The 12,491-nt window shown below is 60.3% G+C and carries 7 protein-coding genes; 1 reads left to right on the forward strand and 6 read right to left on the reverse strand.

Annotation, left to right across the window (positions count from 1 at the left end):
• Window positions 1-14: 14 nt before the first annotated feature.
• The 6 genes from ACPPVV_RS16770 to ACPPVV_RS16795 form a co-directional block, all read right to left on the reverse strand.
• Window positions 15-5,390 (reverse strand): hypothetical protein, encoded by a 5,376-nt coding sequence (locus ACPPVV_RS16770; protein ID WP_426701007.1) that lies wholly within the window; start codon window positions 5,388-5,390, stop codon window positions 15-17.
• A gap of 30 nt (window positions 5,391-5,420) precedes the next feature.
• Window positions 5,421-5,711: a hypothetical protein gene (locus ACPPVV_RS16775; RefSeq protein WP_426701008.1), complete on the reverse strand. Its 291-nt coding sequence runs from the start codon at window positions 5,709-5,711 to the stop codon at window positions 5,421-5,423.
• Window positions 5,712-6,070: 359 nt separating this feature from the next.
• Entirely contained in the window at window positions 6,071-6,664 is a 594-nt protein-coding gene (locus ACPPVV_RS16780; RefSeq protein ID WP_426701009.1) for a hypothetical protein, read from the reverse strand.
• A gap of 71 nt (window positions 6,665-6,735) precedes the next feature.
• Window positions 6,736-7,497, reverse strand: a complete 762-nt coding sequence (locus tag ACPPVV_RS16785) for an NrdJb (protein ID WP_426701010.1) — start codon at window positions 7,495-7,497, stop codon at window positions 6,736-6,738.
• A 100-nt stretch (window positions 7,498-7,597) separates the two neighbouring features.
• Window positions 7,598-8,257 (reverse strand): hypothetical protein, encoded by a 660-nt coding sequence (locus ACPPVV_RS16790; RefSeq protein ID WP_426701011.1) that lies wholly within the window; start codon window positions 8,255-8,257, stop codon window positions 7,598-7,600.
• 168 nt (window positions 8,258-8,425) lie between these two features.
• The gene (locus ACPPVV_RS16795) at window positions 8,426-10,576 is read right to left on the reverse strand and encodes an adenosylcobalamin-dependent ribonucleoside-diphosphate reductase (RefSeq protein WP_426701012.1); all 2,151 of its coding nucleotides are present in this window, start codon (window positions 10,574-10,576) and stop codon (window positions 8,426-8,428) included.
• 412 nt (window positions 10,577-10,988) lie between these two features.
• Between ACPPVV_RS16795 and ACPPVV_RS16800 the strand changes: the two genes are divergently transcribed.
• On the forward strand, window positions 10,989-12,380 hold the full coding sequence (locus ACPPVV_RS16800) for a DegQ family serine endoprotease (RefSeq protein WP_426701013.1): 1,392 nt from the start codon (window positions 10,989-10,991) through the stop codon (window positions 12,378-12,380).
• The last annotated feature ends 111 nt before the right edge of the window (window positions 12,381-12,491 follow it).

A 12,491-nucleotide genomic window follows, 5' to 3' on the forward strand; every position in this document is an offset into this window, starting at 1 on the left:
ACGGCCTCCCTGGCTCACGAGCCGGATTGAAGCGAGACGGAGCCGTAGCCACTCCAAGCGGAGCAACCTATGGCATTGCACGCATGTACACGGAACCTTACTGTCCCGGTCGCAAAAACAATCATGCTCATCGAGAGATTGGCGTATGCGTAATACGTTTCGCCCTCGACCTCGCCTGGCTCTATCATTTCCACCTCGTAACTAGTGGCATCGACGACTGCCGCCCAGCTCACCTTGACGGTCGGTTTGAAGTTTGGCCCGCTCGCGCTGACATGGGGTGCGGCAGGAACTGCCGGGATCTTGCCAACCGCAACGGTTCGGGTTGCACTCCATAAGCCACATCTATTTGGATTGCAGTCCCGCGCCTGATAGCTGTAGCTGCCGTTGGTTTTGCCGCTGATCGACATGCTGGTAGCGTTACCGTCCAGCACGGTGATCCAGCTGCCACCATTAGCCCGCTCCTGCAAGGTGTAGCGGACTATTCCAGGAACACCTGTCCAGCTCACGGTATAGCTGCCCGTGCTGTTGCTTGCCGGTGCCGTCAGTGTTGGTGTCGGAATCGGGCCACTACCCCCGTGACTTGTATAGCCACTCCATGCCGAGCAGCCATAGCTACTGCACGCGCGCACCCTGAAGCTCACCGTTCCTTCATCCAGGACCAGGGCGCTGGTTGTGGTATTCGGCCCGTTGTATAGCGCCATCGCTCCGTCGGAGTTGAGCTCCTCCACCTCATAGCGCGTCGCCCAGGGCACGGCGCTCCAAGTCAAGGCAAAGACCGGCTTCCACTCGGGACCACTGATGGTGATGTGCGGTGCCGCTGGTGCGGCGGGGATCAGTCCCACGACGACGACCTGGGTGGTGCTCAACGGCCCCGGCCCTCCCGCATTGCTCGCACGTACCCGGTATCCGTAGCTGGCATTGGTCTTGCCGCTGAAGGCCTTGCTTGTAGCGCTGGTGTTCTGCTGTGTAGTCCAAGCAGCCCCATTGACTTGCTCTTCCAGGATGTAGGTGGCCGCTGCGGCCACACCATTCCAGCTCACGGTGTAGATTCCCGTGCTGTTGGTCGCGGGCGCGTTTACCGTGGGCGCGGCCGTGGGCGGCAAGGTCACCACCACGGGCGTGCTGGTGCGGTAAGCGCTGCACCCGATCACGTTGCATGCTTTGACCCGATAGGCGTAGCTGCCGTTCGCCGTCTGGTGCATTGTCTGGCTCAGACCGGAACCCGTATAAATGGAGGTCCATGCCCCACCATTCACGCTCTGCTCCAGCACATAGCTGGCGGCATTGGCGCCGTCGCCCCAACTCACGGTGTAATTGCCCGCACTGCTTCCGGGCACGGTGATCGAGGCAGGTGTATCGGGAATCACCAGAAGCAAGCTGTTCCGGGCAATCATCTTGGTGCCCAGGTAGATGAATCCGGTCGCCTTGTTGCTGGCCGGCTCATACTGGTAAAGCAATTGCCCAGCCTGGTTGTAGAAGTAATACGTCGGGGTGCCACCTGTTGGTGTTTTCTTTACTCGTCGGCCCGCCACGTCGTAGTTGTAATCGTCGTAGTTCTGGATCCCGGTCAGCTGGTTCTTTTGGTCGAACGTCAGGTTGGTGCCATTGTTGCTGATGACGTTGCCGCGGTTGTCGTAGACGTAACTGCTGACCGCATTAGCGCCTTGGGTGATGCTGGTCAGTTTGTTGGTCGCATCGTAGTTGTAAGTGAGGATCTGGCCGCCGCTCGTGTGGCTACTTAAGTTGTTGAGCGCGTCATAGGTATAGGCCTCGTTGATCAACAAGCCGTCTGCCCGCGCGCTGGTGAGCCGGTTCAATGCGTCGTAGCCGAACCCTTTGGTGCGTGGGCCACCGGCAAGGTCGGTGACGGCGATGATGTTGCCGTTTGCGTCGTAGCTCAACTCCTCGCTGAGCTGCGCCGTGCCCGGACCATAGCTAAAGCTACTGAGCAGTTGACGGTCGTTTTGTTCAGCCATATACGCGGCGCCGTTGCCATAGATGAAGTCAGACACTTGTCCGTTGGCGAAGTAGCCAATGCCGCTGGCGTAGCTGCCCGCTTGAGTGGGCCGCCCCAGCGCATCCGGCGCATAGTTGACGTTCTCGCCGTCTGGATAGTGGATCAGGCTGAGACCACCATTCGCGTCATGGGCATAACCGATACCCCAAGTATTCTGATCACCCACCTGAAGGCTCTCGCCCGTCAACATGCCGCGGAAATTGTACGCGCCGGTCCAAGTCGTGATACCAGAGACAACCGACGTCACGTTGCCCAGTTTGTCGTAGTGATATTCGGCGCTTTGAGTGCCTATAGGTGCGAGAACGCTCCGCAATCTGTTTGACGGATAATGGTCAAACGTGATGGCTGTGGTTGGCATGGGGCTGTTGCCACAACCATCGGCGCCCCCGCTGCCCTCGGCCAACCCCGAAGCACTGGCATTGACGTTGTTCGCGGCGTCATACGACATCACCGTATCGCCACTTTCCGGTTCGCTGGTCCGGCACAAACGATGATGGGTATCGTAATGGAGCGACTTTGTTAGGCCGTTGGTCTGGTTGCCGTACGGCCCTTGCATTATCGATGTCGGCGCGCCATAGACGTCACGCACTATGGTCTGAGTAATGCCGGTCGGAGCCTGCACCTTGATCACAGCATCGTAGTTAGGCTGATCAAAGACCTGATAACTGGTGGTGGTTACGTGATCGCCCGAACCGAGATTGCCTTTGGGATCGGTCACCTGCATACGAGCGCCGGGCAAATACGCAATGGTGGTCGTCAACTTGCCTTGTGTGGCGGTCTGCTTGCCTAGTTCAGAGTCCCGTTGGCTCCGGACGACACGGCCCAGTGCGTCGTAGCTGGTGGTGACACCTGGGTAGTTCGGCAGGGTGGGCGCCAAGGTGAAGGCCGGCGCAGCATCGCTGGGGTAGGAGCTGTAGATTTTCTGCCCTTTCGCGTCGTAATTTACCAGTGTGGTGGTTTTCACGCTGGTGCCAATTTTGCTGTCGGTCAACACCGGCCGCAGGAGCGCGTCGAAATACGTCACCGTCGTCGCATCGCCGATGGTTTGGGTGCGCCGCCAATGGTTGGCGCCCAGACCGCGCTCGGCACTCGCCACTGGAACGGTTGTGATGACAGTACTGTTCCACGTTTGTTCGTCGCCGGACGGATAATCGATTTCCTTGACTCGACCGCCTTCATCGTACCCATAGCGTGTGGTGTGACCTGCCGGATCAGTAAGGGTTTTGATCTCGCCGAAGTCATTCACCACCAGGCTCTCACTAATCCGATCGGGGTCGCCTGGCAAACTGATGGACGTGGGTATCCCGCGTTTGTAGGCGCCGAGTGTCGTCTGATTACCGTTGCCGTCGGTGAAACTAGCCAGCTGGCCGGCATCATTGAACGTATAGCTCATCAGTGTCTGGCCGAAACGAGCCCGTGACTGCAGAACCGGGTTGGAAGGAGCGGCGCTGTAGACGTTCTCGCTTTCCACTTCACCTGTGGCAACGTTGGTGACCTTGGCCGGCAGGCCCAACACCCAGTGCAGCGGGTCATTGAGGTAGCCGGTCTGCTCTTCGATGCACTGGGTAGATGTCGGCAGGCATTGGGAAAATGTCGAGCTGAATCGCTTGGTTTTCGTGACTTGGGCATACGCATCGAACGACTCCGCCTGCCACGTGTACGTGTCATCGTCCTGGCTGATCATGCGAACGGTCTGCGGTGCCAACTGCTCGACCTGTGCTTTATTCATGCTCGACTGAAGGACGCTGCCATAGCGTTCTGGCCATGGCCATGGCCATGGATCCGCCGGCTTTGGAATCGCCGCGTAGTCGTTATCTTCCGACCGAAGCAGCGTCGTACCTACAGCACCGTTGTAGAAATCGGTGGAAATGAGCTGCCCTTCCGTGACATCGAAGCGATTGCTGAAGGTGTAGCGGGTCGCTTGGCCCAACGGATTCACGACGTCCGTCCAAATGGTGGATGCGCAGCCACTGGTGCAGTCCTGCGACCAGCTTTCGTTGGGCTCCGAATAGTTGTAATGCCACGTTTCGGCAGGTACTCCCGCGCCGCTGAAAGTCTTCTGCATCAACGTCAGCTGGTAGTACACCCGGGGAATCGCTGCTGTACTTCCCGGCGCGTCGTTGCCGGTGCCGTGGCAAATCCGGGGCACATACGATCGTCCGTGGACCATGCCCTTGACCAGGAAAGTACCCACCAAGCCTGAGGGATGCGTGATGCTGCCCGTCCATGGGTCCGTGGACAACAGCGCCGCCCTGGAACAGGTGCCACCGGCCGGGTCCATGTCCGAGGCGAGGAAGTTGGCCATGTCAAAAGTCCACGACGTGCTGTCGGGAAGCGTGACGTTGTTCAGTACGTGATAGATGTCCGTGCCGTAGTAGTAGTGCCACGTCCTGAGCGGGGCGTCCGATGCTTGCAGCGTCACCTTATCGATGCGCGACGTCCCCGGCACATAAGTAAGGTTCAGCGCGCGACCGTCGCTGGCGGTAATCGCCGAGAGGTTCGCTCCGTCATAGTGGTAGATCAGGAAGTTGCCGAAGCGGTCCTCGACCCGGGTGACCAGCATCGATGCCTGTCGGCGCCGTAGGAAATCATCCGGCGCCGACATGGGATGCACACCAAACGACTGCAGGCCCAAGGGGCCCGAGCCGATGGGCCGGTTCATGCTCGGCGCCCAACGATAGACGAGATGGTTGAAGGTGTATTTCGTGCCATCCGGCGCAATGGCCAGGAAGCCTTCGCCATTGGTTTCGTTATCGGTCAAGACCCCGCAGCTCACCATCCAATTCTGTTTGGTGACGATGGGAAATGTCTTTCCGCTCATGTTCGGCGAAAGGGTGTTTTCGAGTGCTCGCGTGAGCAGGTCCTGACTGCCGCTGCCCGGCACGATGAGCTGATAGCCGGTCCACCATGTCGTCGGCTCCCAGTCTGCGCCGCCCTGCTGTGGTGCGACGGTCGGAGGCGGTCCGAAGAGCGTACAACGGGCATTGCTACCTGCTTGGCGGGTCTGCCAGCCGGTGACATTGGCCTGATTGGCGGTCATCGTGGTGATGCGCGGGATCTCGACATCCCAATCGGAGAAGGCGCCATCGATGGATTCGGACTCTTTCGCCTCTCGTAGATGGTACGAGCGCGACAACTGCAGCACGGGACCGTCGCCGGCGAGGCTGATGTCGGTCTGGTCGAAGGAAAGGCTGCCGTTGTAAAGGCTCACGCTTTCGCCGAAGGGCGTGGCACCCAGAGGCTGAATATCTTCGCTGACGCGAATCAGCTTCTTGTACTCGTCTTCGGGAGTAACTGTTGATTGTGCGTGGCAGTTGGCCACGAACGACACGAACGCAACTGCCGACAGGCAGATCCTTTGCCAATGACGCATCGATGTTCCCCTTATTACCTGAGGTTGCCTTCAGGCGCGTCCACAGCATGAACTTACGTTAAGCATTGCGCAACTCACAAATTCTTGCATGTCGAACAGTCCGCGCCCACGACGCCCCCGTTCTTTCCCCAACGAAAAGTATTTCTTGACCTTGCGCCCAAACACCATGGCATAGGCATAGGCTAGCGACAGAATCACCATCGCTATCTCCCCGGTCATCGCACCCGCCTGCTGCGCACCGGGCGCAATCTCGAACCGGGGATGCGGATTGGGGTAAAAAGTCCCCCAGATTATCCATACCATCACTATCACGCCGAACACGGCGCAGATAACTCGACCCCAGCCAGGCCGCTTTATCGCCGCGTAGGCCACCGAGAAAAAGAATGCAACCCAACCTGCCTGGATGAGGATAGCCAGCCACGTCACAGTGGGATAGGTGCGGCCACGTGATACCAGCGCGCAAGCTGGGCAGCATCCAGCAACAGGCCGTACGCGGCTGCCAAAGCGAGCAGTACTGGCAGAACACGCTTACCCATATGATGAATGGCTTGGCCAAGTTGCATCCCTCTGAACGGTTCTGTGATCGCGCAGGTCGGCCGAAAAGCCGTTCCCGTCGACCTTTTGTGTGACTTGATGAACCGGCTTAATGAACCCGCCCCTCAACGTTGACCCTTTTTTTCTTAAATTGGACGTGTAATGAGGCCAATCCAAGTAGCAAAAAGTAAAGTGCAAGCGGCCATTACAACTTGTGCTAATCGCCACCGCGCATCAGCATCTCTTCCTGACGCCTTAGATAGAAACATTACAAATAAGGCTATTAGGGTACAAGATATTATTGTGTAAGCAATCACCCGAGGTGCAGGCTCCCGAAGAAAAATACTAAGTGCCGGCAGCGAAACAATTAGGCTAACGAATGGGCTCCTAGATGAACCGGTTTGCCAACATAAAGCGCCTATAAGGACGTAATCTAGGATAAAGACAATCAATAGCGATGTTGACCATGTCATCATCGAGCTTTTCATCATCCCGTACATTGGCCCCCAGATTAACGTGAAGGCATCAGACACCAATAAAAAAAAGAACGTCGATAAAAAAAGAGCAAAGACGATCCAGAACACTCTAGGTGAGCCAACTCCAGTGAACTCATCGTCCCTCAAAACACTTGCGCCCCGGGTTCTACTGGGAAGAATAGCCATCGTGATGGCAATCATGGCAAATATTGAGAACTGCATAAAAAATGCAGCCGCAACAATGTTTCCTGGCGTCACAGTCATTCCTTTCCCCTAAAAACAAAAAGGGCAACCTCATAGTCACCCTTTTCAGCTTGATGCCACTCAAGTCACGCTCACCCGCACTTCGAATACCCACAATTCAAACATGTCTGGCACCCATCCATCAGCACCAGCGCCTGCGTGTTGCACTTCTGGCACAGCGTGGCGCCGGGCGGGAAGCCGGAGGATTCGGTTTCGGCGGGGGTTGTCGCGGCTGAAGCCGCTCCCACAGGAGCTGCGGTTACGTCAGCCTTTTTTTTTGCGCCGGCCTGCTCGTAGGCCGCGCGCTTGTCGGCGATCAGCTGGCGGGTGGCGGCGTCCATCTCCGGATCGTGGATCAGGCCGATGTTCTTCATGTGCTGCTCCACCACCGAGCCGATCTCGGCGACGATGCTGGGCATGTAGACGCCGCCGGCCTTGAAGTAGCCGCCGCGCGGATCGAACACGGCTTTCAGCTCTTCCACGATGAAGGTGACGTCGCCACCCTTGCGGAACACGGCGGACAGGATGCGGGTGAGCGCCACGATCCACTGGAAGTGGTCCATGTTTTTCGAGTTGATGAAGATCTCGAACGGGCGGCGCAGTTCGTGCGGGGTGCCGGCGTTGAGCACGATGTCGTTGATGGTGACGTACAGCGCGTGCTCGAACAGCGGCGACTTGATCTTGAAGGTGGAGCCGACCAGGGTTTCCGGGCGCTCGACGCTTTCGTGCATCTGGATCACTTCGGCCGTGGTCGTCTCTTTCGACGCGGCGGCGGTGACCGGGGTGGCGGCAACCTTGTCTTCGGGTTTGACCACGTTGTAGCCCGTGATCTTCTTTTCGATCTTGATCGCCATGGTGTTCGCTTCGCTTCTTTATGTGTTGGTGCCGGAGTGGACGCGGCGTGGTGCATGGATCACCCGGCCCGGCTTTTCGGCCGGGCCGGATGGGTGTTGCCTACTTCCGTTTTGCAGCGGCCTTCTTGCCGGCAGCCTTTTTCACCGGGCGTGCCGACTTGACGCTCGCTTTCTTGCTGGCAGTGGACCTCTTTGCCGTCTTTGCGACGGCTTTCTTGCTGGCGGACTTCTTGACGGCCGCCTTTTTCGGTGCGGCCTTCTTGCTGGCCGTCTTTTTGCTGCTGACCTTCTTTACGACCTTGGCGGCGCTCTTTTTCACCACCTTCCTGGCAACGGCGGCTTTCTTGGCCACCTTGCGCGCGACTTTCTTGACGGCCTTCTTCACTGCCTTCTTGGCAGCGGTGGCTTTGCGGGCGATCTTGGTGGCGGCCTTCTTCACGGTTTTGCGTGCGGCGGCTTTCTTCGGTGCGGCCTTCTTGGCCACCTTCTTGGCGGCTTTCTTCACCGGCTTCTTCACCGCTTTCTTGGCGGCAGCTTTCTTTGGCGCAGCCTTTTTGGCAGCGGCCTTTTTCGGTGCAGCCTTCTTGGCCGCGGCTTTCTTCGGCGCAGCCTTTTTCGGAGCAGCTTTCTTGGCTGCTGCCGCTTTCTTCGGCGCGGCCTTTTTCGCTGCAGCCTTCTTCGGTGCGGCTTTCTTCGCTGCCGGCCTCCTGGTCACGGGCGCGGCAGCTGGTGTCACGTCCGGCAATACCGGCAGCACCACGGCGGGTGCTTCGCTGACGACGGGTGCGGTGCTGCTGTTCACTTCAACTTCGTTATCTATGGACATGCGGGTGTTCCCCTCCGATGGACTGCTTGAGTTGTCGCACGCCGGTGGCGTGCGACGGTTCAGAACTTGCCGTGAGCCTTCATTCAAAGACGCAAACCGCGCTCAGAACTTGCCGTAATAGCCTTCCTTCAAGGCATCGAAGAGGTTGGCGGCGGAGTGCATCTCGCCGTCGTATTCCACCTGCTCATTGCCTTTCAGTTCGACAACGCTACCGTCTTCCAGCTCGAAGCGGTAGAGGGTGCTTTCAAGATCGGAATCCTTGACCAGCACGCCCTGGAAAGCAGCCGGATTGAAGCGGAACGTGGTGCATCCTTTCAGGCCTTGTTTATAGGCGTAGAAATAGATGTCCTTGAAGTCTTCGTAGGGGTAATCGGTGGGTACGTTGGCGGTCTTGGAGATCGACGAGTCGATCCATTTCTGCGACGCGGCCTGGATGTCGACGTGCTCTTTCGGGCTGATGTCGTCGGCGGAGACGAAGTAGTCGGGCAGCTTGTTGGCGGCCTCGTCGGTGAACGCCTTGGCGTCGGCATTGATCAGCGCGCGGTAGGCGAGCAGTTCGAAGCTGAGCACCTCGATCTTTTCCTTGGACTTCTTGCCTTCGCGGATCACGTTGCGCGAATAGCTGTGCGCAAAGCTGGGCTCGATGCCGTTGCTGGCGTTGTTGGCCAGCGACAGCGAGATCGTGCCGGTGGGCGCGATGGAGCTGTGGTGGGTGAAGCGCGCGCCGGTCTCGGCGAGTTCGGCCACCAGGTTCGGCGCCACGCTGGCGATGCGCTGCATGTAGCGCGAGTACTTCGCGTGCAGCACGCGACCGGGGATGGCGTCGCCGACCTTGTAGCCGTCGCTGACCATTTCCGGGCGCTTGCGCAGCATGTCGCCGGTGACGGTGTAGTCACGCAGCAGGATCGGGGCGGCGCCCTTTTCCTTGGCCAGATCCAGCGCGACTTCCCAGCCGGCCACGGCCATCTCGCGCGACACCTCTTCGGTGAACGCGACGGCTTCGGCGCTGCCGTAGCGGTGCTTGAGCATGGTGACGGTGGAACCGAGGCCGAGGAAACCCATGCCGTGGCGGCGCTTTCCCATGATCTCGTTGCGCTGCTGCTCCAGCGGCAGGCCGTTGATCTCGACCACGTTGTCGAGCATGCGGGTGAACACCTTCACCACCTCGCGGTACTCGTCCCAATCGAAACGCGCCTTGGGGCCGAACGGATCGCGCACGAAGGTGGTGAGATTGATCGAGCCGAGCAGGCAGGAGCCGTACGGCGGCAAGGGTTGTTCGCCACAGGGGTTGGTCGCGCGGATGTGCTCGCACCACCAGTTGTTGTTCATCTCGTTGACCTTGTCGATCAGGATGAAACCCGGTTCGGCATAGTCATAGGTGGACACCATGATCATGTCCCACAGGTGCCGCGCCCGGATGGTGCCGTAGATCTTGCAGGCGACCAGGCCGTCCTCGCGGTCGACGTAGTTTTCGTGGGTGGGCCATTCGCGCCACACCACTTTCGACGCGTCTGTGACGTCGATCTCGTCCTTTTCCTTGACGTGCACCGGGAACACCAGCGGCCAGTCCTGGTCGTGCTCGACCGCGTCCATGAAGCCGTCGGTGATCAGCAGCGACAGGTTGAACTGGCGCAGCCGGCCGTCTTCGCGCTTGGCGCGGATGAATTCCTTGGCGTCCGGATGGCTGATGTCGAACGTGCCCATCTGTGCGCCGCGGCGACCGCCGGCGGAGGACACGGTGAAGCACATCTTATCGTAGATATCCATGAACGACAGCGGGCCGCTGGTGTACGCACCGGCGCCGGACACGTATGCGCCGCGCGGACGCAACGTGGAAAATTCGTAGCCGATGCCGCAGCCGGCCTTCAACGTGAGGCCGGCTTCGTGGACCTTTTCCAGGATGTCGTCCATCGAATCGCGGATGGTGCCGGACACGGTGCAGTTGATCGTGGAGGTGGCCGGCTTGTGCGCCAGCGCGCCGGCGTTGGACGTGATGCGGCCGGCGGGGATCGCACCGCGGCGCAGCGCCCACAGGAAGCGCTCGTACCAGTGGCCGCGCAGCTCGTCGCCGATCTCGACGTCGGACAGCGCGCGCGCCACGCGCTGGTAGGTTTCGTCGATGGTGGCGTCAACCGGCTCGCCGGACTTCGCCTTCAGGCGGTACTTCTTGTCCCAGATGTCGTAGGACGCGGGTTGCAGCGGGATCTCCACCGCGGCATCGCGACTCACGCTGGAATTCTGGACTGGATTCATGGTTGAACTTTGGCTTGAGCTTGGGGCTGAATTTGTGGCTGGTGCACGCGCTGTGCTCATCGGCTTCCTGACCTCCCGGTGTGGCCTCGCGGCCCCCGTTGTTTTTTATTTGATATGGCGATGTCGTTCACGCTGGTTGCGTCGACCACGGACCGCGAGGATTGCCCTCCGGCTCATGCGCCTGCTGTCTTCCGACGAACAACGACTCCCCCTCAAGAGTGCGATGGTCGACACCAGAGCTAGTTTCGGCGCTGGCACTTGAACACAAGATGTTGTGGTTGCTATCGGATAGGCAAGTTAACCCTGACGCCGCTGGTTGTAAAGTCCCTTCGCACGGGATCGCCCGGATGGAACCGCAGTGGCGCGATCCGGTCGAATCTGCGCCGCTTTCATCACATCTAAGGAGGACCCCATGTTGCAGCGCCATTCCCGCTTTCCGCGCTGGCTGGCCAGCGGGCTGACCGCCGCCGCGATCGCCATCGGCACGTTGCCAGCCGGTGGCCGCGCGGCCACCTTGCCGGCCGCGGTCGATGGCCAGCCAATGCCCTCGCTGGCGCCGATGCTGGCGCGGGTGACCCCGGCGGTGGTGAACATCTCCAGCAAGACCCGGGTGCAGGTACGCGACGCGTATTTCGACGATCCGATGGTGCGCCAGTTCTTCGGGCTGCCGGCGACACCGCGCGAGCGGGTGGAGCAGAGCCTGGGCTCCGGGGTGATCGTGGATGCGGCCAAGGGTTACGTGCTGACCAACAACCATGTGGTCGGCGGCGCCGACGACATCACGGTGACGCTGCAGGACGGACGCAACTTCAAGGCGAAGCTGATCGGCACCGACCCGGACACCGATGTGGCGGTGGTGCAGATTCCCGCGCAGAACCTGCAGGCCTTGCCGCTGGCCGATTCCTCCCATTTGCGGGTGGGCGATTACGTGGTCGCGGTGGGTGACCCGTTCGGGCTCGGCCAGACGGTGACGGCCGGCATCGTGTCGGCACTGGGACGATCGGGCTTGGGCGACGCGGGTTACCAGAACTTCATCCAGACCGACGCTTCGATCAACCCCGGCAACTCCGGCGGCGCGCTGGTCAACCTGCGCGGCGAACTGGTCGGCATCAACACGATGATCTTTTCGCCCTCCGGTGGCAACGTCGGCATCGGCTTTGCGATCCCCAGCGATCTCACCAGCCAGGTCATGGCGCAGCTGCTGGCGCATGGCAAGGTGCAGCGCGGCAGCCTCGGCATGCAGACCCAGGCGATCACGCCGCGCATTGCCCAGTTGCTGAAGCTGAAGGACAGCAACGGCGTCGTGATCACCGGCATCAGCGACGGTTCGGCCGCCGAGCACGCGGGCCTGCAACCCGGTGACGTGTTGACCGCGCTCAACGGCAAGCCGTTGCGCAACGTGCAGCAACTGCGCAATGCCGAGGGCCTGCTGCCGCTGGGCAGCACGGTGCAGCTGGACGTGTTGCGCGATGGTCACAGCCGTGCGGTGAGCGCCACGCTGAGCGCGGAAAAGCTGGCCAGCGTGGATGGCGGCCAGCTCAATCCTCGCCTGGCCGGCGTGCGCTTCAGCGAACTGGACCAGGGCCAGCGCCAGCAGGGTGTCTATGGCGTGGCGGTCAGCGCGGTGCAACCGGGCAGCCGCGCGGCGCGCGCCGGCCTGACCACCGATGACGTGGTGATCGGCGTGGGCAATCAGCGCATCACCAGCCTGCGCATGCTGCGCGGATTGGCCGGGGTGAAGTTGCGCCAGTTGGTGCTGGTGGTGGCCGATGCCGATGGCAGCCGCTACGTGGTGCTCAACTGACGCGGCCCGGTCGGGCAAAAGCGTGGCCGGGATCGCCTTCGGGTCGTGTCCCGGCGCACACCCGATGCACCATGGCCTCGCAAATGCATGAAAGTGCTTGATGTTTTGTGT

Source organism: Rhodanobacter sp. Col0626 (genome assembly GCF_049994385.1).
In the GTDB taxonomy this organism is placed as follows: domain Bacteria; phylum Pseudomonadota; class Gammaproteobacteria; order Xanthomonadales; family Rhodanobacteraceae; genus Rhodanobacter.